This window comes from Micromonospora craniellae (genome assembly GCF_014764405.1).
GTDB classification, from domain to species: domain Bacteria; phylum Actinomycetota; class Actinomycetes; order Mycobacteriales; family Micromonosporaceae; genus Micromonospora; species Micromonospora craniellae.
Map to the genome: position 1 here is coordinate 2818533 of NZ_CP061725.1, position 24469 is coordinate 2843001.

Annotated in this window: 20 protein-coding genes and 1 pseudogene; 9 read left to right on the forward strand and 12 right to left on the reverse strand. The window is 68.2% G+C overall.

Features of this window, described 5'->3' with window-relative positions; genetic code table 11:
* Positions 1 to 203 precede the first annotated feature (203 nt).
* The 3 genes from ID554_RS12520 to ID554_RS12530 form a co-directional block, all read right to left on the reverse strand.
* On the reverse strand, positions 204 to 917 hold the full coding sequence (locus ID554_RS12520) for a hypothetical protein (protein ID WP_223884662.1): 714 nt from the start codon (positions 915 to 917) through the stop codon (positions 204 to 206).
* A gap of 403 nt (positions 918 to 1320) precedes the next feature.
* Positions 1321 to 2772: an APC family permease gene (locus ID554_RS12525; RefSeq protein WP_223884564.1), complete on the reverse strand. Its 1452-nt coding sequence runs from the start codon at positions 2770 to 2772 to the stop codon at positions 1321 to 1323.
* A complete protein-coding gene (locus ID554_RS12530; RefSeq protein ID WP_191088827.1) occupies positions 2769 to 3080 on the reverse strand; it encodes a hypothetical protein in 312 nt (103 codons plus the stop codon). The genes ID554_RS12525 and ID554_RS12530 overlap by 4 nt, the downstream gene beginning before the upstream one ends.
* An 829-nt stretch (positions 3081 to 3909) precedes the next feature.
* Between ID554_RS12530 and ID554_RS12535 the strand changes: the two genes are divergently transcribed.
* Positions 3910 to 5253 (forward strand): IS701 family transposase, encoded by a 1344-nt coding sequence (locus ID554_RS12535; RefSeq protein ID WP_223884565.1) that lies wholly within the window; start codon positions 3910 to 3912, stop codon positions 5251 to 5253.
* On the opposite strand, the gene ID554_RS31605 is transcribed toward ID554_RS12535, so the two are convergent.
* The 3 genes and pseudogenes from ID554_RS31605 to ID554_RS33040 form a co-directional block, all read right to left on the reverse strand.
* Positions 5246 to 5482 (reverse strand): DUF2220 domain-containing protein, encoded by a 237-nt coding sequence (locus ID554_RS31605; RefSeq protein ID WP_223884566.1) that lies wholly within the window; start codon positions 5480 to 5482, stop codon positions 5246 to 5248. The two genes, ID554_RS12535 and ID554_RS31605, sit on opposite strands and share 8 nt — an antisense overlap.
* Positions 5483 to 5539: 57 nt before the next feature.
* Positions 5540 to 5785, reverse strand: a pseudogene (locus tag ID554_RS33035) (DUF3322 domain-containing protein); the annotation flags it as partial.
* Entirely contained in the window at positions 5671 to 6186 is a 516-nt protein-coding gene (locus ID554_RS33040) for a DUF3322 domain-containing protein (protein WP_117231340.1), read from the reverse strand. The pseudogene ID554_RS33035 and the gene ID554_RS33040, both read right to left, overlap by 115 nt.
* 198 nt (positions 6187 to 6384) lie before the next feature.
* Here ID554_RS33040 and ID554_RS12545 point away from each other — a divergent pair, with 198 nt between their 5' ends.
* A complete protein-coding gene (locus ID554_RS12545) occupies positions 6385 to 8061 on the forward strand; it encodes an Eco57I restriction-modification methylase domain-containing protein (RefSeq protein WP_117231339.1) in 1677 nt (558 codons plus the stop codon).
* 15 nt (positions 8062 to 8076) lie between these two features.
* Positions 8077 to 8784, forward strand: a complete 708-nt coding sequence (locus ID554_RS12550; protein WP_223884567.1) for a PaeR7I family type II restriction endonuclease — start codon at positions 8077 to 8079, stop codon at positions 8782 to 8784.
* A 39-nt stretch (positions 8785 to 8823) separates the two neighbouring features.
* On the opposite strand, the gene ID554_RS12555 is transcribed toward ID554_RS12550, so the two are convergent.
* Together ID554_RS12555 and ID554_RS12560 are read right to left on the reverse strand one after the other, a co-directional pair.
* Positions 8824 to 9573 (reverse strand): YfbU family protein, encoded by a 750-nt coding sequence (locus ID554_RS12555; protein WP_199489322.1) that lies wholly within the window; start codon positions 9571 to 9573, stop codon positions 8824 to 8826.
* Positions 9574 to 9712: 139 nt separating this feature from the next.
* Positions 9713 to 11029: an IS256 family transposase gene (locus ID554_RS12560; protein ID WP_191088637.1), complete on the reverse strand. Its 1317-nt coding sequence runs from the start codon at positions 11027 to 11029 to the stop codon at positions 9713 to 9715.
* A 502-nt stretch (positions 11030 to 11531) separates the two neighbouring features.
* Here ID554_RS12560 and ID554_RS12565 point away from each other — a divergent pair.
* Both ID554_RS12565 and ID554_RS12570 read left to right on the forward strand, forming a co-directional pair.
* Complete coding sequence (locus ID554_RS12565; RefSeq protein WP_223884568.1) at positions 11532 to 14588, forward strand: BTAD domain-containing putative transcriptional regulator; 3057 nt, start codon at positions 11532 to 11534, stop codon at positions 14586 to 14588.
* 197 nt (positions 14589 to 14785) lie between these two features.
* The gene (locus ID554_RS12570; protein ID WP_117231023.1) at positions 14786 to 16033 is read left to right on the forward strand and encodes a hypothetical protein; all 1248 of its coding nucleotides are present in this window, start codon (positions 14786 to 14788) and stop codon (positions 16031 to 16033) included.
* Positions 16034 to 16535: 502 nt separating this feature from the next.
* On the opposite strand, the gene ID554_RS12575 is transcribed toward ID554_RS12570, so the two are convergent.
* The 3 genes from ID554_RS12575 to ID554_RS12585 are packed head-to-tail and all read right to left on the reverse strand — an operon-like array spanning position 16536 to position 21335.
* Positions 16536 to 18596 (reverse strand): hypothetical protein, encoded by a 2061-nt coding sequence (locus tag ID554_RS12575; protein ID WP_147333601.1) that lies wholly within the window; start codon positions 18594 to 18596, stop codon positions 16536 to 16538.
* Between the two features lie 34 nt (positions 18597 to 18630).
* A complete protein-coding gene (locus tag ID554_RS12580; protein ID WP_147333602.1) occupies positions 18631 to 20628 on the reverse strand; it encodes a coiled-coil domain-containing protein in 1998 nt (665 codons plus the stop codon).
* 38 nt (positions 20629 to 20666) lie between these two features.
* Positions 20667 to 21335, reverse strand: coding sequence for a hypothetical protein (locus ID554_RS12585; protein ID WP_223884569.1), 669 nt, complete (start codon positions 21333 to 21335; stop codon positions 20667 to 20669).
* 560 nt (positions 21336 to 21895) lie between these two features.
* On the opposite strand from ID554_RS12585, the gene ID554_RS12590 reads away from it, so the two are divergent.
* The 4 genes from ID554_RS12590 to ID554_RS12605 all read left to right on the forward strand — a co-directional run bounded on the left by ID554_RS12590 (position 21896) and on the right by ID554_RS12605 (position 23707).
* Positions 21896 to 22438, forward strand: a complete 543-nt coding sequence (locus tag ID554_RS12590; protein ID WP_117231027.1) for a Panacea domain-containing protein — start codon at positions 21896 to 21898, stop codon at positions 22436 to 22438.
* The gene (locus ID554_RS12595) at positions 22431 to 22724 is read left to right on the forward strand and encodes a hypothetical protein (protein WP_223884570.1); all 294 of its coding nucleotides are present in this window, start codon (positions 22431 to 22433) and stop codon (positions 22722 to 22724) included. Before ID554_RS12590 ends, ID554_RS12595 begins: the two co-directional genes overlap by 8 nt.
* An 18-nt stretch (positions 22725 to 22742) precedes the next feature.
* Positions 22743 to 23153: a hypothetical protein gene (locus tag ID554_RS12600; RefSeq protein WP_117231028.1), complete on the forward strand. Its 411-nt coding sequence runs from the start codon at positions 22743 to 22745 to the stop codon at positions 23151 to 23153.
* A gap of 92 nt (positions 23154 to 23245) precedes the next feature.
* Complete coding sequence (locus ID554_RS12605) at positions 23246 to 23707, forward strand: hypothetical protein (RefSeq protein WP_147333603.1); 462 nt, start codon at positions 23246 to 23248, stop codon at positions 23705 to 23707.
* An 80-nt stretch (positions 23708 to 23787) separates the two neighbouring features.
* On the opposite strand, the gene ID554_RS12610 is transcribed toward ID554_RS12605, so the two are convergent.
* Entirely contained in the window at positions 23788 to 24360 is a 573-nt protein-coding gene (locus tag ID554_RS12610) for a hypothetical protein (protein WP_117231029.1), read from the reverse strand.
* Positions 24361 to 24469 lie beyond the last annotated feature (109 nt).

Here is a 24469-nt window from a genome sequence, read left to right on the forward strand (position 1 = left end):
ACGGCGCCCTGATCACTCAGACCCACGTTCGGCTCCTGCTGCTGGTCACTGCCATCGTTGAAACGATCGTACGGAGTGGGCTCTCCGCGTCCATCAGCGACGGCAGGCGCCCTGAAGGTGTCTCTCCTCGGCGCCTCCGCTTGGCGGCACGTTCGCGCCGAGTCCGCGGACGCTCGCAGCTGGCGGGGCACACTAAGTGGACGTCACTGTGAACGCTTCCGGTGCAGGTGGGCCGTCAGGACCTCGTGCAGGGTGTCGAGGTGGTGCCACACCTGCCGGGTGTCGGCGTCGCCCTGCGCGGTGAGGTCGTGGTGCGGGTTGTGCCAGTGCCGATCCCAACGCGCTTCCAGGGGCTTGCTGCTGCGCACGCCCGAGCTGCCGACGCGGGCGTGCGGGTCACGATCGACCTTGATGGCCGTGCCGTCGACCAGCAGCGCATAGCACTCGCTCTTCAAGTCGAACGCCGACCTGACCGAGCCGGTCCCGGACGGGCTGCGCAGCGTGCGGGCGAGCTGCTGCCACGACCCGTCGACGGAGTCGAGGGTGCTCACCCCGACACCGACGTAGACCGCGTCGCCCGGCAGGGTCATGTCACCGCCGTTGACCATCGACCGCTCCGGACCCAACGGATGCCACCACCGTCCCCGCACCCTGCCATGGGCGATGTTGTCCAAAGCGATGGCAGTCAGGTCCGCCAGCAGCGCTACGACGTTCTCCGACTCGGGAGCCGCTAGGAACATCCGGTAGGCGGTGTGCAACCGGAATCCCTGAGGCTCCGTCGACGGCGGCGCGGCGAAGAACAGCATCACCGCGTGCGGGCCGAGGGCCTCCCGCGTCCCGTACCGCTCATCAGCGGCGAGCAGATGCCCCCCATTCAAACCCTTACACCGGTAGAGCACCTGGTGCCGCAGCTCCATCCACCAACGGCGGTCGGCGTCCGACTCACCCGCCGAGCCGCTCTCCGACTCTCCGGCTGCCGCAGTCGACGGCTCCGCCGCAGGCTGAGGCGGCTCCGGCGGAGGCTCAGGCGTCTGTGGCGGAGGTTCCGCAAGACGTTCGTACGCGACCGACGGTGGCCCGTACCCAGGCCCAGGCGGCGGTCCGTACCCAGGTGCGGGCTGTGGCCCGTAGCCAGGTGCGGGTGGCGGTCCGTATCCAGGTGCGGGTGGCGGTCCGTGGTCGGGCCGGGGTCGGTGGTCGGCGGGCGGCCGGTGCGCGGCGGGCGAGGGCACCTGGCGGTGCTCCGGGCTCCAGCCGGAATGCACGGGGTCGACCGGGCGGCCGGGAGGTCGTCGCGCGTGAGTCATCATCATCGGCCCGTCAGATCGAGATGTGGACGGCATCGGGCACCGCGTTCGGCTGCGGAGTACCGTCACCGATCCCGGCGTAGACCTCCGGCCGGGACTGCCGCACGTACTGGGCCCACATCCCACCCACGACCGCGGCGGCGATGATGATCGTGGGCAACAGCAACGGAAACGGGGATCCGGGCGCAGCCCCCAGCAGACTCCCGACGTTGAGAACCATCGCGGCCAGCACCACCGTCCCCGCGATCAGGCCCAGCACCGGAGCGATCCGCCACTCCCACACGCCGCCCCGCTCACCCCGCACCTCAGGTGGGGCGAGCAGCGCGGCCAGCGACGCGGCCAGCAACAGGCTCAGCAAACCCAGCGCACCCAACGTCGAGCACCAGGTGAACATCTGACCCACCGGATCGGCGCCAGCCACCGCGAACCCCGCCACCACCACACCGGCGACGACCGACTGCGTCAGCGAGCCGCCACGCGGCGCACTGACCCGCGTGCCGCCCTCGGCCCCCGCGAGCCGAGCCGGCAACACACCCTCCCGCGCCATCGCGAACACATACCGCGCGACCACAGCGTGGAAGGACAGCTTCGCGGTGAGAATCGCCAGGAGCAGCATCACCCCCGCCAGCGCCGCCACCGAGCTACCAGCCCGGCTCAGGATCGTGAACGGCAGATCGCCGTCCGCCGCAGCCATCTCACCGACGACGGCGGGGCCAACCGCCACGCCCATCGCCCACGCCGCCACCGCATACACCCCACCCAGGACGAGCGCGCCGACGACCGAGGCCCGACCGACCGACCGCCGGTCGACGGCCTCCTCCACGAACGACCCCGGCGTGTCGACACCCATCAGCGAGGCCACGCAGAACGCCACCGCCCCGCCGATACCACCGACCATCAACCCCGAGATGTCGAAACCCGCCCACACGTCACCGGCCGACGCCTGCCCCACACCGGCCAACACGAACATCGCGACGAGCAGCAGCGACACCACCAGCACGACCGCCAGCAGCCACGTCGACCGAACGATCGGCGCGCGACCGAACGCCGCGACCCCCACCAGGGCGATGCCCGCCCACACCCACCACGCCCCACCGACCTGAGCCGCCAGCGTTGCGCCGAGCAGCCCGTACAGACTGATCTGGATCGCGTTGTAGGCCACCAGCGCGACCATGCCCCCAGCCACACCCCAACCACGACCCAACCCACGGGCGAGAATCCCGTAATAGGCCGCCGGATGCCCCACCTGACGCGCCATCGCCGTGTAACCCACCGCCAACACCGCCACCACACCCGCGACCAGCACATACGTCAGCGGCAACGCGGTGACGCCTGTGGTCACGTAGATCGCGGGGATACCACCGACCAGAACAACCAACGGCGCCGACGCCTGCGCCCCGAACACCCACAACCCAAACGGCGTCACCGTCCGACGCGCCAACGCCACCTGCACTCCCGCCGTCACCGCACCTCACCCCGCTCCGGGGAGTCAGGGCACGACGAGTCACAGCAGCCGGACACCGGATGCCCGACCACCGCAGATGCGTTGGCCGCCACCACATACACCGCCGCCGGCCGCACCGGCCCAACACGCCAGAAGCCCCGGTCACGGGCCACGGCACGGTCGGCCATGTGCCGGTCGGCCGTGAACCCGAACAGGTCGTGGCGACCGTCACGCCACTCCCGACGCACCGCCCACCCCCACACCTCCTCACTCGATCCCGTTCCTCCGACCGTCGGGGTGCGGGGCACGACGACCTGCCGCCCCGACAACCCCGGTCCATCTGGTCTCCGAAACATGAACAGAGGGCGATGGCGTGTACGAACGGATTGCACGGCGGGTACTCCTTCGTCGTCGAGAGGGTGTGACAGGTGGTCCGGCATCGCCCCGGGGCTCACACACCAACGGATGATCACCGCCGTTCTGCGAGCCCCAGGGCGGACCGGGCGGTAATCCGAACCCGCGGCGCCTCCGTCTGAGGCGACCACGGCCTGGGCCGGTGCCGTCCGGCCCACGGCTGTTCGGATTCGCATCCCGCCTCCCCTATAAGCCGGTGACGCGAACGAGGAATCGCGTCACCGAGCTGCGGTCAGGCCGACTCCACAGATGTCGGGCCACCTGTCGTCACCGGGCCGTCAACGCCGCAGCAGTCGATGTCGTCGAATCAGTTATGACGGAATCCGGGACGGTCGAACACCGTCGACACGAAGAATCGACACGCCGCCCACTCTTTGACGGTCGTGTAGCTCGCCAGACGAGTGAACGGCGGTCACCCTCGGTGTTGAGGTGGCAGATCGCGCCCGGTCTACACCTCTCTAAACACGAGCTACCCACAGTTGACGTTGGTGCGATCGGGACATGCGACGTGCCGAGTTTCGGTGTCAAGGCTGTTCGACACGCACCCGCAGCGCTTCCAGAACAAGGACTCCCGCCGAAGTAGACAAGGCGACCTAATACGGCAGCCGCCATTAGGGCTTTGACCAGGTAGGACGCGTGGGCAGGGGTGGTGCAACGTGGACGCAGCCGCCTGTTGATCATGTGTTTGTGAGAACGACAAGATCGAAGGCGGCTGCTGCTGCCAGGGTAGCGGCTGACCGGGCGGTGCGCGCGCAGGGCAAGCTGTTGGAACGGGTGCGGTCGTGTTTCGTCCAGACGCGGACGTGGCGGCACGCGGGCCGGTACATCTCGGCGCTGGTCAGCAGGATGCCGAAACGCAACGGGTGGACCATCGCCGAGCATGTCGGGGATGTCACGCCGGACCGGACGCAGCGGTTGTTGAACCGGGCGGTGTGGGACACCGAGGGCGTGGCCGGCGAGGTGCGGCGGTTCGTGGCCGCCGGGTTGGACACCGCGGCGGCCGTCCGGCGGCGGCGTGGGCTGGTGGTCGGGGCGTTGGACGAGACCGGACAGCCGAAGCAGGGTACGGCGACGGCCGGGGTGAAACGGCAGTACATGGGCTGCGCCGGTCGGGTCGCCAACGGCGTCAACACCGTGCACCTGGCGTATGTGCGGGAGGGGACCGGCCATGCCCTGATCGCCGCCCGGCAGTGGATCCCCGCCGAGCAGGTCGGCGACCCGGACACCGCCGCCCGCACCGGGCTGCCCTCGGGGCTGGGGTTCCGGACGAAGGGGCAACTCGCGATCGACCTGTGCACCCAGGCGTACGCCGACGGCCTGACCTTCGACGTGATCTGCGGTGACGAGGTGTACGGCAACTGCACCGACCTGAGGGAGTTCCTCGAACAACGTGGGCAGGCGTACGTGCTGCGGGTCGCCTCCACGTTCATGATCCAGACGCCGTCCGGTGACCGGCTGACCTGCGCGCAAGCCGTCGGCCTGCTGGTCGGTGGGGCCGGTCGGGGCTGGCAGGTCCGCTCGGCCGGCACGGGGTCGAAGGGACACCGCTGGTACGCGTGGGCGTGGATCGGCACCGCCTCACCCCGGCGCCATCTCCTCGTCCGCCGGCACCTGGCCACCGGTGAACTGGCGTTCCACTACTGCTTCGTGCCCGAGGGACAGCCGGCGGTCGTGTCGCGGCTGGTCCGCGCCGCCGGCCTGCGGTGGCCCGTCGAGGAATGCTTCGAGTCCGGCAAGGACCACTTCGGCCTGGACCAGTGCCAGGCCCGCCTGCACACAGCGATCGCCCGGCACACCGTGCTGGTCATGGCCGCCCTCGCGGTCTGCGCGGTCACCGCCGCGCAGTTACGCCACCGCACCGACAGCCAGGCGCCCCCACCGACCACACCCGACCAGCCGCCACCGGCCGAGCCCGGACTGATCCCACTGACCGTGCCCGAGATCGGACGACTCCTCGCCGACGCCCTGCACCACCCACCACCACCCGACCACGCCATCGACTGGCTCACCTGGCGACGCCGCCACCAAGCCCGCGCCCGCTGGCACCACCAACGCACCCGCCTCAACCGCGACCACACCCTCAACTAGCAAATGGCGGCTGCCGTAGTAGGGCGGCGATCGTTCGCCCTCCGCGACCGACGCCCTCGACGCTGACGGCGCCGTCGAGCGCGGGGAAGTGGATGGCGGTGTCCTTGTTCTCGGAGATGATGACGACTCGTGGCTGGTACACCGGTTGCGCTCGGTCGCCGATGGTGACGGAGTCATGTCGGCGTCCGCCTGCGGCGAGGTGGGCGGGGTCGAGGTAGGTGAAATGCACTCGGGGTGGGTGTGGTGGCAGGAGTCCCAGGTCGTCTCGGGCTGATAGGCGGCGTACCAACTCGAGCCGGTGATTGAGCCACTTGGCGTGTAGCCCTTCGATCGGCACCTGTCTGGGGGTGAGGCCGGGTGCCTTGTGCTCGGCGAACCACGTTCCGGCTCGGCAGAGCAGCTCGAAGTCCGTCTCGCTCAGCTCGTCGACCGCGGTGAGCGTCGGGTGAGTGATCCGGCTTCGGCGAGGTGAGGGAAGCGTTCGGCGAGCAATGTGGCCCGTCGGCGTGCGCGTTCCAACCGTTGCGGCCAGTGCCGGGCGCAGAGTCGGGCGCCATGGTCGGGATCGGCGACGACGAGGTGGGTGGGGAGTTCCTGGTCGGTGTTGTGGACGCGCCGGGTGCGGGTGCGCAGTGGTGTGTCGTGCGCCGCGCTCCACGCGCGCCAACCGGCGGCCCAGGTTGCCGCGGTGGCGAAGTCTTTAGCGAGGTTGGCCGAGGTGGGTTGTCCAAGCGGGAAGTCGTGCGGCCAGGAGGCTGCGCGCGGACCGGGTTGCTCGGAGGGTGCCGGTGTCGTGGGCGATGCCCCGTCGTCCGCTGGTGCGGCAGCGGGCGAGGTGATCCCAGGGTGTCCGTGACGTAGTTGGCCCGGGTCTGCTGCACGGGTTTCGAATGGCTCGTAACGTTCCGGTCCATAGAAGTCACTGCCGTGCAGGCCGACGACGGTGGCGCCAGCTTCGCGGCCCTTGGTCTGGCACCGGGAGCGATCCGCAGCCGTTGCGGATCACGCTCCGGGACACGACGACCTCCGACACGTATGGCCCTCCCCATCGATGTCAGCCCCTCTGGGTAACCTGAGATCATCCGCTCGTCTACGAGCTGAAGTGATGAATCGGGCGAGCAGAGGGTGGCAGTGAGCGCAGTCGAGCAGGTGTTTCTGGAGCGCGACGCGGTCTCCCCAGTGAGTTACGGCGAGGTGTTCACCAGGCGATGGGTCGTCGAGGTGCTGCTCGACCTTACGGGCTACACGGTTGATCGCGACCTCGGCTGCCTCTACCTCATCGAACCGTCCTGTGGCTCGGGGGCATTTCTCGGGCCCGCCGTCGAGCGTCTGATCGCCTCCGCAAGCTCCCTTGGGCGGGACCTCGCGACGCTGGCTGATGCGATCCGTGCCTACGACCTCCAGCCCGAGCACGTTCGTACGTCGCGGGCTCTGTGCCGGGATCTCCTCGTTGCCGCGGGCGCAGCACAGGCGACCGCGACGTCGCTGGCCGCGACCTGGGTCCGGCACGCTGACTTCCTGCTCGACAATTTGGGGGGCCGCGAGGCCGATGTCGCGATCGGCAACCCGCCCTACATCCGTTACGACGACCTCGACGACGTGACCGCCGCCGCGTACCGCCGGACCTGGTCAACGATGCGCGGCCGTGGGGACATCTACGTCGGGTTCATCGAACGCTGCCTCGCCATGCTCAAGCCGGAGGGCCGCCTCGGCTTCATCTGCGCCGACAGGTGGATGCGGAACCAGTACGGCGCTACGCTACGTGAGCTCGTCGCGGCTCGGTACTCGGTCGAGCACATCTGGACGATGCACGACGTCGATGCGTTCGAGGCCCAGGTGTCCGCCTACCCGGCGATCACCGTCCTCGCGAACCGACCGCAGGGCCCTGCGGTCGTCGCGGATACGACCGCGGATTTCGGTGCGGCGCAGGCGTTCGCGCTCGTGAAGGCCGCCTCGGACAGTAGGTTTCACGACTTTCTTGACGCCGGTGTCAAGGCGCACCGACTGCCGCACTGGTTCAACAGCGGATCCTTCTGGCCGACCGGGTCCCCGGCCAGACTCGCCCTTATCGAGCTACTCAACGACCGGTTCGGCCCGCTCCATGACCCAGCTACCGGTACCAGGGTGTCTATAGGGATAGCGACCGGCGCGGACAAGGCGTACGTCACCAAGGATCACGACGCCGTCGAGCCGGATCGGATGCTCCCGCTCTCGATGCGACAGGACCTGATGACCGGCTCATTCGCGTGGCAGGGCAACTACCTGGTGAACCCGTGGGACGCCGACGGCCGGCTGGTCGACCTCGCCGACTACCCCCGGATGGCTGCGTACCTCCGGAAGCACCCGGGCCTGAAGGACCGCTTCGTCGCCAAGAAGGCACCGGGATCCTGGTATCGGACCATCGACAAGGTGAACGCCGCTGTCACGGACAGGCCGAAGCTGCTGATCCAGGACATGAAGACCAGCATCCATCCCGTCCTGGAGGCCGGCGGTCACTACCCGCACCACAACCTCTACTACGTCGTCTCCGACGCCTGGGACATGGAGGTGCTCGGAGGGTTACTGCTCTCCCGAATCGCGCAGGCGTTCATCGAGGCCTACTGCGTGCGGATGCGCGGGGGAACCCTCCGGTTCCAGGCGCAGTACCTCAAGCAGATTCGCGTGCCGGCACCCGACGCGATCCCTGGTGACATCGCCGAGGCGCTCCGTGACGCGTTCTGCAGACGCGACATCCTTGCGGCCACGGTGGCCGCGGCCAAGGCCTACGACATCGACCTCTCCAGCTACGAGCTCACCGAAGGACTCTGACCCATGGCCCGTGATGTGCAGCCGTTGCTGGAGAACTGGTGGAAGGCGAAGAATGCCGCCGTCGCCAAGCTCGCCGCCGACGGAAAGTCGGACACCGGGGCCCAGGCCCGCAACGCCAGGCACATGCAGAGCATCTCGGCGTTCGTCCAACAGATGTTCATCGACGCAGGGCTCCCCGAGCACGAGGTGACAATCGACAGCGTCGTCCCCGGCTACTTCCGCCGGTCGAAGAACTGGGACGTCGTGGCGATGCACAAGGGCCACCTGGTCGGCGTCGTCGAGCTGAAGTCGCAGGCGTCGAGCCCGGGCAACAACGCGAACAACCGCATTGAGGAGGCCATCGGCAGCTCCGTCGACGCCAAGACCGTCCAGGAGATGACCAAAGCCTTCGGCACGCTCGGCGTCTGGTCCGCCTGGTGCATGACGGTCAACCGCGACTGCGAGAGCGGCGTGCCGATCAAGCCGGTTCCACCGAGGCAGTTGCGCGTGCAGGCGATCGACCCCGCGTTCCAGGACATGACTTATGCGAAGCAGTACGCGACCGCCATCGAGCGGTTCATCTCGCAGAAGGTCTACGACGCTGGCTGGATGGTCGTCACCTGGGTCAATGCCGACCAGACCGTCGGATACGACGAGCCGATCTCGACGGCCACCGCGGAGACCTTATGGACGCAGATCGAGGCTCGTGTGAGGTTCGCCAAGCAGGCTCTGCGTAACGCGTAGCGCCGGCGTGCAGGCGCTCAGCGCTCCGCACCGTGCCGGTCAGCTCTGCGCCTTGCGACGGTTGGACGGGTGGATGCGCGCTGCGGCGATCTGCTCCAGCTCCTTCTGCGACAGCAGGTAGTCTCGGCGACCGAACCCTCGCTCGCGGCCGTCCATGATGCGACGGAACTCGGACAGCATCCGCAGGTACGTGTCGAGCACGCGCGAATGCGAGTTCCCGTTGTCGTTACGCTCCAGCTGGGGCTTGAGCTCCGTCCAGCGGTCGTCGCGCATCAGGAAGTCGACGTAGCTCGCCATGTGACCTTCCAGTGCATCGTTGTGATCGAACCCCCGGAATTCGAGTTCGAACGCCAGCTCGTCGTCGACAGGCGTCTCCTCCTTCGAGAGGTGGTCGATGCTGTAGGTGATGATGCGGAACATCTGGAGGATGTCCGACACTCGCCCGCAGTCCCGCCTCGACAGCTCGGTGTTGAACCCAGCGACCTCGTACCAGTACTCCCCGGTGTAGCCAGCCTCGAGGATGTTCGCCCGCATCAGCTGATACTCGCGATCACCGTCGACGTCGTTGGCATCCTCCGGCAGAACGCGGCCGAGGATCCGGTGGAGCAGCGAGAGCACCTGCCGGTCGACGATCCGCATGCTCTCCGGGGCGGGCTCGTCGCCGTGCTTGACCTCCCGCTTGTAGACGGGCACGACAGCTTCCATGATCAGGTCGCGGACGAATTCGCTGAGGGTCACGCCCTCGTCGTCCGCCATCTCCTTGAGCTGATCGCGGACTCGATCGTCCACTCGAATGTTAAGAACAGCCATGCCGCCTCCGTCATCGCGTATGACGAACACCGTATCACTGTCACACACATGTTCGCTTGCGTCTTGGCCCGGAAGAGGGTCTGTCAAGTTAACGGTGTAACTGGGGTTGGTTGATCTTCTACTTGCGGCCGGCGGACAGGCGTCCGTCGAAGGTGATGTCGAAGGCGTTGAGTGCGCTCTTCCAGCGGGTGGCCCAGCGTTTGCGGCCTTGCCCGGTCGGGTCGAGGCTCATCACCGCGAGGTAGACGCACTTGAGGGCGGCTTGCTCGTTGGGGAAGTGTCCGCGGGCGCGGACGGCGCGGCGGATGCGGGCGTTGACGCTTTCGATGGCGTTGGTGGAGCAGATGATCCGGCGGATCTCGGCGTCGAAGGCCAGGAACGGCACGAACTCGGCCCAGGCGTTCTCCCACAGCTTCACGATCGCCGGGTAGCGGCTGCTCCATGCCTCGGCGAACTCGAGGAATCGTTCGGTAGCGGCGGCCTCGGTCGGTGCGGTGTAGACCGGTTTGAGTGCCTTGGCAATCGCGTCCCAGTGCTGGCGGGCCGCGTAGCGGAACGAGTTCCTGAGCAGGTGCACCACGCAGGTCTGGACCACGGTGCGGGGCCAGACCTCTCCGATGGCATCCGGCAGGCCGGTCAGTCCGTCACAGACGGCCATGAGCACGTCGTCGACGCCCCGGTTCTTCAGTTCGGTGCAGATCTGCAGCCAGAACTTGGCGCCCTCCCCGCCGTCGCCGGCCCACAGGCCGAGGATGTCTCGGTGGCCGTCGGCGGTGACCGCGAGAGCGACGTAGATCGGCCGGTTGGCGACCTTCCCGTCCCTGATCTTGACGTTGATGGCGTCGAGGAAGACCACCGGGTAGACCGGATCGAGGGGCCGGTTCTGCCACTCGGTCATACCGTCCATCACCTTGTCGGTGATGGTGGAGATCGTCTGGCGGGAGACCTCGGCGCCGTAGACCTCGGCCAGATGCGCGGAGATCTCGCCGGTGGTCAGGCCCTTCGCCGACAGCGACAGCACCAGGTCCTCCACCCCGGACAACCTGCGCTGACGCTTCTTGACGATGGCCGGTTCGAACGAGCCCGCTCGATCGCGTGGCACGTCGATCTGCACCGGCCCGACATCGGTGAGCACCGTCTTGGACCGGTTGCCGTTGCGGGAGTTGCCGGAGTTCGCGCCGGCCTGGTCGTGTTTGTCGTAGCCGAGGTGGTCGGTGATCTCACCATCGAGGGCCGACTCCAGCACGATCTTCGTCAGCTGCTGCAGCAGCCCACCCTCACCGGACAGCTGCAGCCCCTGCTCACGAGCCTGGGTCACCAGCTGTGACACCAGCGCCGGGTCGACACCCCCTGGCGTCGTCTTCGTACGCGGCCGCTTGGCCTTCTCGTCACCGGGCACAGCGGCAGTGTCCACCGCATCGGTCGTGATCGTCATCAGGTGCTACTCCCTTGATCGGAGTTACACCGTTGTTTTTACAGTCCCCAGTCGTGCTGACCGATCGGTACAGACGGCGTCTCACCGCCGCCGGTCTCAGCCTCGACGGCCCGCTCGTGCCCGACGGCACCTGATCCGCTGAATCCGTCCCGTCCCCGCACCTTGCCGTTCCGCGCGGCTCCGGAGCCGGCCGTACTCGATCGGCCGGGTCGCGCCGAGAAGAGCAAGGTGGGCGGCCGGCGGCGTGGCGCGGTGGATCTGCGGCCTGTTGCCGGCGACCGCGATGTCTCTCGACGATGCAGCCTTCGTGACGACGACTCGTTCGGCAGTGCGGGGTCTGACCTGCGGTTGTGAGGTTGTGTAAGGCGGTGTGAGGTCTTGTCAGCCTCGCATCGGGTCTCCACCGCCCACCTTTCTCCTACGTTCGGTGCCACGACCGCATCGGTCGCCACGAATGCAGGACGCGGGGGAAGAGGGCAGCGTGAGAGCATCGTTCTCGACAGTGGGCATCGCAGCGTTCGTGCTCGCCGCAGCGCCACTCGTGCTGATCTACCTGGCGGACTGGCCGACGCCCACGATGCCGTCCAACAGTCAGTTACGCGCGTGGCTGCACCAGCCCCTGACCGCCGGGTTCCTCACCACGTTGCTGCAGACCAGCGGGTGGCTGCTCTGGGCCTGGTGCGCCACCACCGTCGCCAGCCGCGTCCACCGGCGTGTCTCGACTCGACTGCGATGGCGGATCGCGCTGCGAATGCCGGCACCGATGCAGGGTCTCGCGGCCGCGTTGCTGGGCGCCACCGCGGTAACCTCCACCGCGCTGCCCGCCGCCGCGCACGCCACCTCCACGGCCGACACATCGCCTGACAGCACACCGCGCGAAGATGCCCTCGCGCAGTGGCCCGCCGCCGACCGGCCCGCGCCGGACCGCATCGACGCGGACCGGTCGGCCCCGGTAGACCTCGGCCACGCCGCAGGCGACAGCGACCGCGTTCCGCAGCGCGCCGCTGGCCACAGTACGGTCGTCTCCTCCGACGCATCCCGCACGGCGAGAGGACCGTCGACGACACGGCGGGCGGACACCTCCGTCGACAGGGCCAGGTCCGTCTACACCTGCGTGGTGCGCGACGGCGACACCTTGTCGGCGATCGCGAAGCGGTGGCTCGGCGAGCCTGACCGCTGGCCCGAGATCTGGGCGCTCAACCGCGGCACCCACTTCGCCACCGTGGGAGGCACGTTCACCGACCCTGACCTGATCTACCCGGGCTGGACCCTGGCGCTACCCGCGGATGCGGCCCCGCCTGGCGCGGCCGGCCCCGCCCCCACAGGCCAGGCTGAGCCCGACCCATCTCGCACACAGGAACCGCCCTCGCCGGTCGGACCGACCGGGGATCCGGCCACCGGCGAGGGCAGCGACACGCCGCCGAGTCCCACCACCAGCGCCGCCGCACCGTCCGCCGCGGCCGGCACCCCGAGCAGCCGCGCTACCCGTACGCCACCGCCAGCCACCAGTTCGCCGGCTGAATCGTCCCGTCCTGAGGGCATCACGGTGGGGAGCGGGAGTTGGCTGGACCTCGGTCTCGCCACTGCGATAGCGGCAGCCGCCAGCCTGGTCTGGGCGTGGCGTCGGCGCCGCTACCAGCCGCGACCGCCTGGCCCGCACAGCCGATCCGGCGATCCCGACCTCACGCCGATGCCCCCGATCGTCACACGCGTGCGACGTGCCCTACGCCGGCCGGCCACCGACAACGCCCACGGCCTGGACATCCTCGACGCCGTCGAATCCGGGCAGGCAGCCTACGACAATGATCGGGTCGCGACCGACGACGACACGGCCGAGCACACGCCCGTCGACTGCCCCGAAGCGGCCGACCAGCCGCTGCCGCACGCCGCGCCCGTGGTTCCCGCGCAGGATCACCCATTGCGCGACGTGTGGCCTCCCGCCGGGCTCGGGCTGACCGGACCCGGCGCGGACGCGGCCGGGCGTGGTTTCCTCACCGCCGCCCTCGCCGGCGGGGTGAACACCTCCCACGCCGGCGGCCGGGTCGTCATCCCCGCGCCGACCGCAGCAGCCCTGTTGGGCACCGCCACGGCGCTTCCCGAGACTGGCCGTCTCACCGTCACCGCCGGCCTCGATGACGCCCTGAATGTCCTTGAGACGCAGACCCTGCACCGTAGCCGTCTGGTGTACCAGCACGAGGTCGACACCACCGCCGACCTGCGTCACACCGCCCGCCACGAGGAACCGCCACCACCCATCCTCTTCATCACCCACGCGTCAGCCCGCCACGAACGCGCCCGGATCGCCGCTCTCCTGGCCCAAGGTCAACGCCTCGACATTCACGGCGTCCTTCTCGGCGCCTGGCCTGACGGTGACACCGTCGTCGTCGCCACCGACGGCACCACCCACCGGCCCGACGGACAGAACCGCCACGGCGTTCATCCCGCCGATGTCGGCCGGCTGGCCGTGCTCACCCCGGAGGAGACGATCGACCTGATCACCACACTCGCCGAGGCGCACACAGGCGAGCGCCCCACGCCGACACCAGACGGACCCACCACCGCGACGACCACACAGTGCCCGCAGCCGCAACCGGATGCCATCCTCGACGCCGACAACCGCGCACCGCACGAACACACCGACGCCCCGATGCCCGCCGCCGGCGAGGTGCCGCCGACGTCGACGGATGATCCCGTCCCCGCCTCCGACACCACCGTCCCGCCGGCCGCGACGGACAGCCGTCACCGTCGCGAAGACGGGCCAGGAAGCGACGACCCACAGCCGCAGGAGCGCGTCGCGGTGCGGGTCCTGGGCGACGCGCGCATCGTCGACATAGACACCACCGTGCCGCTGCGCGCCAAGTCCCTCGAACTGCTCGTCTACCTCGTCGTCCACGACGGCGACGCGGCCCAGGACAACATCCTCGATGACCTGCTCCCCGACGCCCCCGCGGCGAAGGCCCCACACCGCCTGCACACCTATGTGTCCGCGCTACGCAAGACCCTCGCCCGCACCGGCGGGCCCGCCAGCTACGTCACCCACCCGTCCCGCCGCTACACCCTCCACCGGGAGGCGTTCGACACGGACCTGTGGCGTATGCGCGACGCGCTGCGCGACGCCGAGCGGGCCACCACCGACGCCGACCGGGCCGCCGCACTGCGCCGCGCCGTCAACGCCTACGGTGGCGCGCTCGCCGACGGCTTCGACTACGAGTGGATCGAGGTCCACCGCGAAGGCATCCGCCGTCAAGCCCTCGACGCCCATCTCGCCCTCGCCGCCGCGACCGCCGACCCCGCCGAAGCCCTCACGGTGCTGGACACCGCGATGCGCCACGACCCATACGCCGAGCCCCTCTACCAGCAGGCGATGCGCGCCCACGCCGCACTGGGACACCTCGACGAGATCCGCGCCCTGCGTCGGACCCTCACCCGCCGGCTCGACGAGATCGACGCCGAGCCCAGCGAGGACACCATCGATCTCGCGGACCGGCTCATCGCCGGCCTGCAACAGCGCCGGCCAGCCGGGCGACCGCGACCTCGTGACGGCGGACGACGCGCATGACACTCCACCCACCGGGATACGAAACGACCCGCGGCAGTCGTCCCGATCAGCCCTCGCCCGGCCGTGACGGCGTGAAAGCGGCGAACGCCGGCCACCACGGCGCCGCGTGGCCGTCCAGAGCGACCATCCCCGGCAGCAATATCCCACCGGACAGCGACCGCGAGGTGGGCGCGACGAGTCGTCGCGCCACGTCTCCCATGACTCGCGACGCGCTCGACGCCGACCTGGTCAGAGCCGTTCGGCACGCGGCATGGATGCGCCAGGTGTTCTACGTCTTGGTGCTGCTGGTCGCCCTCGTCGGCCAGGTCACCGGCGCCGTCCACACGCTGGGCGTCCCGGTGCTCGTCGCGGTCCCGGCCGTCGCGGCCCTCGAACTCGGCGGCGTGGTCGTGATGGCCAACGCCGACGTGCGACGCCGGCTCGGCGAGCAGGCGATCGCCTCCCGCCTGTTGTCGGCTGCCATCGCCGCCGGCGCCGTGGCCTTCAACTGGGCCGCTCACCCCGACCATCTGGTCGGTGGCTTCTTCTCGGGCATGTCCGCCCTCGGGTACCTCGTCTGGTTGATGCACACCGGTAACCAGCGCCGCGACCGGCTGCGCCTCACCGGAGGGCTGCCACCCACACCGCCCGCATACGAGGTGTTCAGGCACTGGATCCGCCACCCCGTCACCACCTCCCGGGCACGGTCCATCGCCAAGGCCGACGGCCTCGACCTGTACGAGTCCCTGAAGGCGGCCCGCGCCGCGATCGCCCGCCAACGCCGCGACGCTGCGATCGCCAAGGTGCTACACCGCAAAATCAGAACCGCGGTGGACCCGACCACCGCCGACATCGCCGTGCGGGTGTACGACCTGGACGAGATCGCGGCGCGCCTCGCGGCCGCCGCCGACTACAACGGGCTGACCATGCTCCTCGCCGCCGACCTCGCCCCGGAGCGGATCATCACGGCACACAGCTCCGGCCGCCGCCGTCGCCGGTTCAGGCGAGATGGCCCCGCCGACGCGCTGCCCGCGCCTGAGCGCACCCCGCCTGCGGCAGCCGCGCCAAGCACCGGCCAGAAGAAGCCACAGCCCGCCCCGAACGATGACGATCAGCAGCAGCCGGCCGAGAGCCACGACGCAGTTGCACACGTACCACCGCTGGAAGGACCAGTCGTGGCGGACTCGGCAGGCGGAAGCGAGAACGGCACAGACACTGCCGGCGATGGCGACAACGACGAGATGAACGACGATCAGGACGCCGTCGGCGGCGAGGTCGACGACAGGGACTCGGAGGTGCCCAAGGGAACCGCGGAGGCAGTGGCCTACTGGTTGCGCAAAGAACCCAACCTGGACCCTGAACTGCTAGCAGAGAGGATCGGCAAGTCGCTGCGTTCGATCTACCGGTACCTGCCGCAGGACTACCCCCGGCGACCGGGGATCGCGAGGGCGCGGACACGACAGTAACCCGCGGGCCGGAGCAAGTGACGTCAACGGGCGCGACGGCCACGTGTCGGCGTACGGGTTCCAGTGCAGACTCGGGTACGCCAGACGTACACAAGGTGGGTCGTCTGCCGCTTCGGTTGCAACCGTAGTGCCCGAAGTCCGCCACTCACGCTGAGTTATCAGTCGAGTCGTTTCGGTGCCCGGATCGCGGCATCAGCGGGCACCTCGCCCCTTGGACGGATAATCGATGGCATCCGCGTCCCTCCGCGTCCCCATACGGGGTTATGAGGTGTGTGCCGCCGACAAAGATCATTCACCGCTCACGATGGTGGGCATTCACCAGTCGCGCCACTCACCGGCCGCTTCATCGACGCCACGGCGCTCCAGGGCCGGTGTGCGGTCAGCCTGTGTGATTCGCTGCGCGGCGGCTGGGTGGATCACGTCAGCCGCTGGAACTGGCAGGGGCGGCCAGCGTCGGGACTCCATCCGGCTGACGCGTCCCATCAAGCGGATTTGACCAAGCCTACGTGCGGGGCGGGGCGGGCGTGGCGTGTGGCGTGGGTCTGACCGGCAGCCTAGCGATGACAATGCAGCGGGCGTCTTCGTCCGGACTGCGCCGCACGTGCTCTACCCACACGTTGGCGAAGAGGTCAGGCGTGCCGGTGCTGTGGTTGGTGAGGTCGAGGACCAGCAGGATGCCGAGGGCGGCGTCCGTTTGGGTGTAGGCGCTGGCCTGGCCGACGTACATGCGTAGGCCGTCTTTGCTGGCGTCGTCCTGTTCGCGTTTGCACTCCACGCTGAAGCTGGCGTGGGGGAAGTAGACGACGATGTCGGCTCGCCCTCCGCCTCGGTCAAAGACCTCGGCTCTGACCTGGTTGTAGAGAGGGCCTTGGTCGAGCCAGTCTTTGTAGTCTTGGTGCATTGGGCGTTCTTTCGCCGGGCGGCTGCCGGGGGTGGCGCGAAGGAAAGCTGTGCGATCGCCGCCCATTTCACCTCCGATGTCGAAGCGACTGTCGAGGTAAAGCAGCGTCTGACGGAGGAGGATCTTGAACGGGCCCGCGATCTGTGGGATCGCCCAGTCCGGGGCGGTCGAGAGCTCGCTGAGGAGTTCCTGGAGCTTGCGTTCCACCTTGATGTTGCCGCTCGATGCTTGTGCTACTTCCTCGTTCCATAGCAGTGTTTCCAGTTGATCTTGTATCTGTGGAGGTAGGTGGCGTAGTTGTTCATGCGCGTCGGTGACTCCCATCCGGTGCAATACCGCCGTGAGGCGGGTAGGTGCTTTTCCCTGATCACCACCACCACCCGGGTCTCGGCTGGTGATGCCCGCGGCTGACCGGTCCAATACACCATGAACGGCCTGGTGAAGGCTGCGGGCCGCTTCGTTGTCTGTGAATGCCGGGTCGTGTTCGAGGGCATGGTCGAGCAGCGTGAGTCGGTGTGTGTCGCGGACGAACGCGGCTTCGATGGTGGGTTTGACGAGGGTTTCGACGGCGTGGAGTTGGCCGGGCGACTGGGTGTGCGCGATGAAGCTGCGGCCGGCCTGGTAGGCGTCGAGCAGCGCGGCGATGGCTTGGCTGGGGTGGCAGTACCAGGCCTCGTGTGCGGGTTGCGCGGCGGTGGTGAGCGTCTGCGCGAGTTGCAGCCAGGCGATCTCTGCCTGACCTCGTGCCCAGTTCCAGGGCGGAGAGTAGGTGCGGCCGAGCCAGGCGTGGCGCTGCGTGACGGCTGCTTGCAGGCGGTCGGCGGCCTCGCGAAGCGGGGTGGTGTCGGATTGACGAAAGGCCATGATTGCATCGATGGCGGCGGCGTATGCCCGGGCGTCGTGGCGGTCTTCGTCGGCGGCCTCTACGGCGGCGAAGCCTTTGCGCGCGTCCATCAGGCTTGGCGCGATGGTCGCCTCGTCGGGAGCGTCGAGGGCGCGTCGGAGGTCGGCCATGGCGAGTTCGAACCCGGCGTCGGGTTCAGCGTCAGCTATGGACAGGAGTCGTTGTAGGAGGGTGACGAGTGTGTCGTCGCCGAAGTGCTCGTGGGCGAGGCCGGCCACCCGGGGTAGTCGGATGCACAGCTCGACGGGGGCGGTGGCGATGCGGTCGGTCAGGTCGGTCAGCACTGTCAGGAGTTGGTACGGCTTACAGACGCCGGTCGTGCTGAGGTGCAGGACGGTTTCTAGGGCGGTTGCGCCGATCGATGCCTGCGCGGGCTCGACGCCGGGCTCGGCGGCGGCTTCGGCTTGGGCGAGGAGCGCCTTCTCGAGTGGCCGGCCGAGTCGCTGGGCGAGCTGTGGGTAGGTCAGCAACCGAGCGGCGGCGCTGATGTAGGAAGAGTGCCGGTCGTGACCGGCGAAGCCCTCGACCACGGCCCTATCGATTCGGCGCCCGATATCGTCTCGGCCAGGTTCGGCATCATCGTTGCCGGCAAGATCGACCAGGTAGACGAACCAGGGGCTGGCCGCGAGTTCGTTCGCCGCGTCGGCGACGGCCGCCCGTCCACCTACATCGACGGGGGTCGGCCCGGCAATCAGGGACGCCTCGTCGGCGTTCTCGGCCCAGGCCAGGAGGGCGGCGACGGCTGGCTGCGCCACCATCTGCCCACCTCCTCCGCCTAGCCAATCCTGTCCGCTAGAACAGGTGCTGCTGATCGGGCCCGACGATCAGACGTTCCCCCGGGAACACGTCCCACACCGCCTCATGCATCGTCGCGATGACGACTTGCAGACCCTCGTCCTGCCCCAGGGACCGGAGCTGTTCCAGGAGGATCTTCATATCTCCTTTGACGATCTCGACGTCCGCGGGGGAGTCAATGACCAACAGACCGGGATGGGAGTGGATGCCGTGCTTGCGGCCAACGCGGATCAGGCTGACGATCACCGCGATACGCAGGCGCAACCGCTCTCCGGGGCTAAGTTTGGAGAACGAGGTTGGCTTGGTGTTGTCGGATTTCATCACGTTGACCCTGCCCGCGAGATCGAGCTTCACCGACCGCAGGTTCGTGACCCCCAGCTCACGAGCAAGCGTGACGATCTGGTGGTTCAGTTCAACGAAGAGATCCCGCGTTGTGGATGACGCGAGGTCCTTCAGGATCGCCGCAGCCGCAGCGAGGACTCGTTCGGCAGCATCATCGAGCGTCGGCGTCTGCCCGAGCTGCGACACGACGTCGAGCGCGCCCTTCAGTCGCTCGACGTGCGCTTCTGCGTCTCGCAACTCCGCAAGGTAGGCGGCCTGCCCTTGTTCTTGCTCAGCGGCTACGACCGCGTTCCCGGCTGCTGCCTGTGCCTCAGCGAGCTGACGTTCAAGGGCCGATACCGCGCTCTTCGCTGCCCGCTCCGCGTCTTGTGACGCGGCAAGCCGCTTCCGTAGCCCACTCAGCACCGCCTCGCGTTCGTCCTCGTCGACGCCCTCGACCTGCAACGGATTCGCACAGACCGCGCATCGGTGGTGACTGTCTTCCCGACTTCGCCGCTCGTCGCTGATGCTGGTCTCGCAGCGCGGGCAGGCGTGGGGATCCAGCGCGGCGAACAAGCTACGGGCAGCAGCCGACTCCGACGCGCGGCGCATGGAGCGCTCATCCTGGATGCGCGCTTGCCGGGCTTCTTCGGCAGTGGCCTTGGCGCGGCCCAGCCGGGTCTTGATCACCAGCAACGCCCGCGACGTGTCCTCCACTGCGGCGATCCGCGCCGGCAGGTCCGGCCGGGCCGCCCTTACCCGTTCCAGATTGCGCTGCGCCCTTGTCAGTTCCTCCTGTAACGGCTGCCAGCGCTGCTCGCGGGCGGCGGCGTCGGCCTTGGACCGGCGGATCACATGCCGGGTGCTCTGCCGGGAGTCCTTCGCGGAGATGTCTGCCGTCATCCAATCTGTCGTGAACGGCACGTCGAGGAAGACCTGCATCAACCGGGTCGGGAGCTGACCGATCGCGGTCCGGCCGAACAAGATCGAGTCACTAGCGGACGCGAGCGCGATAACCGAGAAGTAGGCTGGCCAGCCATGCACCTGAACCGAGCCATCCCGCTCTCCGGCTTCATCCGGTGCCCCAGTATCACTACTAAACATCTGCAACGGACGTAACCCCAGCCGCTGCATCATGAAGCGACCCACCATCGCCGTGTAGGCATCCTGGCTCTCGACCGTCTCGACAACGCGCACGCCCGGACCACTCTGCGACTCGCCTTCAAGACCAGTGAGCTGGCCGATGACGTCGGCGGTCAGCAGGACCCCCTCGCACAGTCCGTGCTCGTTCTGCCGGATCCGGAAAGAGACCGGCACGCTCGAGACCTCCGCATCCACCCGGATGTAACGGAACCACCGCCGAGTATCCGTGCGTAGATAGAGCTCATCTTGATCGCCTCGCAGCGCCCACGTCAACGCCCACATGATGCTGGACTTGCCGGCGGAGTTATTGCGGCTTGCGACCGCCCAGGCACCCGGCCCTAGGGGGATGTCCCGCTCGAACGGCCCGTCGGTGCCGTTCTCGGTGCCTGACTTCACGCCGGACACGTAGAGCCGGTGTGCCACCAGGCTCCGGTGCGCCGGTAGAGGAGGTGTCAGACTGACATCAGCCTCGACGAGCACCTCGCGCGCGACTTCCTCGGAGACCTCTGCCGCGGTGGCGATCGAGGTCATGAGGTCACTCTCGTTGGGTAGGCCGTCCACCATCTCGCTTATACCTCCACTGCCGACTTCAGCACATCGAGTCGCAGCCGCGCCCGGTCGGCGATCGAGGCGAACTCCTCGCCGATGCCGGTGCCCGCGTAGTCACGCTGCAGGTATTGCCGGCGCCGCAACGCCGTCCCGCTCATCCCAGTGCCCTGCGCCAGGGCGACCACCAACTTCGTACGCTGCCCATACCAGCCCAACTGCGGGAAGTCGGTCACCGCCGACCGAGCCGTGTCCCGCCCCCGCTGAGTCAGGTAGTAGTGATGCTCACGCACGCGGGTCTCGGTTCGTGTTGAGCGGACCACCACTAGGCCACTTGTGGCCAGGATGCTCATCGCCATATCCAGTGGCTCGTAAGCACCGAACTTGTACCGCAGCATGGGGATCGCCCGAAGCTCCGGCTCCTCCGACTCCAGAATCCGACCCGCGAACTCCAACAACACCGGCTCTCGACTCCGCTCGAACTCGTTGAGCAGCTCGTCCGCCAGGTAGTCGGGATACCGAAGCCAGAAATCGAGCTTCTGCAGCAGCGTCTGGGTGTTGAGCACCCCTACCGCAGTCTCCGGCGCTAACCGCACCCGGTCCTGAGGAACTGGCTGGACCGCAGCATCGAGCAATAGAAGAAGGCGGACCGCATCGAAGAACGGGTCCCCGTCACCGCCTGTAGCCGCCATGAACCGAAACGTAGTCGATCGACTGGTCGATGCCTAGACCACGCAAGGCGGTGATCCTCATCCGTACGATCGAGTCCCTAGTCGACTCGGACAGTCGGCGCCGACTGGGTGGGCAGCGACGGGGATGCCCTCCACGACCTGCGCTGGTACATGAACGAGTACGCCGACCCGAGGGATCTCGTGCCGTCGGACAGCTCGACGCTTGTGCGGCTACGGGAAGCGATCAAGGGCGCTTATCGAGCGGTGGGGGCCGAGAGCGGTTTGGGGGCGGACGACTGAGGCTGCTTGTGTGACGCGGCGCCTCACACCGTAATGAAGACCACCCGCGCCCCAGCCCACCGCAAAGGCATGAACGCCGACGGGCAGCCTGACGAGGAACATGTCGTGCTGGTGTGGCGGCAGCAAGACCACCAGAACGCGGCCTAACGGGTCGCAACCGCCGCCCGGCACCGTTGCGACGTCACAGCCAAGCAAAGCCGCAGTTCACAGCCCGTAACCGGCCCCGAAACGACATCGTTTCGACGTCAGCCAGATGTCACACCCGGCCGTAGACTGAGGCCATGCCCGCATCCGCCCACACCATCGCCGCCGAACTCCGCCGCCGGCTACCCGGCCTGGGCACCAAGAAACTGCACAAACTGCTCTACTACTGCCAAGGCCACCACCTCGCCACCTTCGACCGGCCCCTGTTCGCCGAAACGATCTCCGCGTGGGACATGGGCCCCGTCGTCGGCAGCCTCTGGCGGGACGAGAAGAACGGCGACACGCCGGAACCCGCCGCCGAGCTAGGCGAAGCCGAACTCAATACGATCGGCTACGTGATCTCCCGCTACGGCAACCTCACCGGCAACGACCTCGAACGGTTGACGCACAGCGAAACCCCGTGGCAGTGGGCCGACGCCAGCCGCGCCCCCGGCGGCAGCACCACCATCCGCCACGACTGGATCAAGAACTACTTCCAGACGGAAGGCGCCGCCATCGACGGGCCGGTCCTCGACACCGCCCAAGTTCGGGGCTGGCTACACGAGGCCGCCGCCAACCATCAGCCGGGCCCCGTGGACAGCGTGGAAGCCCTGCGGGCGAGGCTCACCGCGAGTGTCTGACCCCGCCCTGTGGGTGCTGCGCGGCTTCGACATGCACCTTGACCTGTGGATTGCCACGTTCAAACCCGACCAGGATTTGATCAACCTGGTAACGGCGTGGGTGCTGTCCCGATTCGAAGACCCGTTCCAGGGTGTCCGCCGCGAGGACGGCTTCGACAACCTGTGGTGGGGGCATGTGCCGCTGTCGCTGCGGGACGGCACGATGGTGGTGTGCTCGTATTTCGTCCACGAACGCGATCGCGTGGTGGCGTGCAACAGCATCGTTCCGCTGTCGCTGCCGACGTGAAGGGGGGGGGTGTAGGCGGTGAAGGTTCGTTACGCGGAGGGCTGGATCGCCGCCATCCTGGCACCACAGCCGTGGGCCGGTCAGGTGGCCCGCTGGTCGCCGGGCGGCGGCCCGAAACCTGTCGGCCTGAGCATCGGCCAGGTGCGGTTGCAGCTTGTGCAGGGCGGCACGATCGTCGGCAACCCTGCGCAGATTCCCCGCGACTGGGATGACAGTCCCGTGTCTGCGCCCGTGGTGGAAGCATCGCCGCGCACACCAGCCGAATGGGCTGACGCCCTCGCCCAAGCCATCACCGGCGCCAGCCACGACGGCGTCAAGAGCGTCGAAACCTACGCCCAGTGGGGTGGCAGCTCGAAGCCGGGCGGAGTCAGGATCGTGTGCGCCGACGGCATCGAGATCTTCGGATCGCTGCTCGACTCAAGCCAGTGACCCTTCAACATGGCGACGCCCCGCACCTGTAGGTAGGTCCGGGGCGTTTCCGTGATTCGGGTCAGGCGGCCCGCCAGCGCTTTCGCGAATCCGTGGCCGTCGTCGTGCACACCATCGGCTTACCGGTCTTCGTCACTCCGCGGGCACCCTGCCGCGAACAGAACGAACCCGGATGCACGCCCTTCGCCACATATTCGGTGGTGGCTTTCGGCTTCGGTTTCGTCGTCTTCGGGGCGGGCGTGGTGCGTTTCGGTGTCGGCGACTTGGTGGGTTTGATGCTGTGGGTCGGTGACGGCGTGGCGGTCGGGCTGCCAGCGGTCGCCGTTGCCACCGCCGGCTCAGGTTCGACGGCAGGTGTGGGTGTGGGCGCGGGTGGTGGGATTTCAGCGGCACGCGGCACGCTCGCCGAGGCGGCCGGTTGCCCAGGTTGCGGCTTCCTGTCGTCGTTGAATGCGGCGACAAGCCCACCGCCGCAGCAGAGTAGTGCGAGGGCTATGACGCCGCTGAGGAGGGCGCTGGGATTCCTTGTCGGCTTAGGTTTCGGGGTCGGGTAGAGGCTCACCCGTGGGAGTGTGCAGACCACCCGCGTTGATCGTTATTGGCCTATTGGTCGGCGCGGCTGTCAAGTAGACGACTAGCCACGGCGCGTGGCCGGCACCGGGTTGGGCTCCCCGTCCCGCTCGTGAGTCTTCGCGACCAGCGCATCGAGGCCAGCCCTCGCGTTCATGAATGCGATAGGCCGCAGAATGCGGGCATCCACAATCACCGCCATCTGCTGCGACAGATCGCGGATCAGGCACGCCTTGTCGTGCTGGGTGCGGGCCGACAACATCACGCCCTGCACGGTGGTGATGTACGACATCACCGACTCCATCACCCAGCCCGGGTAGGTGGCGGCGTGGCTATCCACAAGGTCAAACATCGCTTGCGCCTGGTCTCGCATCTGCTCGTGTTTGCGGGCACGCTCCGCCAGAAGCTGGGCTCGGACGTCGCCGGCCGCGTCTTTGGGCAGGTCTAACGCTAGGAACGCTGAGGTTACGGCGATGCCTCTGACTGCGACGGCAAGGTCACGTCGGGATCGGTGGGCGGCGAGGATGCGTTCTTTGCGGGCTTCGAGGCGCGGTTTGGCGGCGTATTCGACGGCGAGGGTGACGAAGATGGCGGTGGCTGCGGCGGTGGCGACGGTGTCCCAGTTGATCGACGGCATGGCGGGCAGTGTGCCGTCGTACCGGGCGGCTAGGTGGGCGCCGCGCCGTCTAGTCCGCCCGCCAGGCTGCGAACCCGATGGGCGGGCGTTGACGTACCGCTACGGCCAT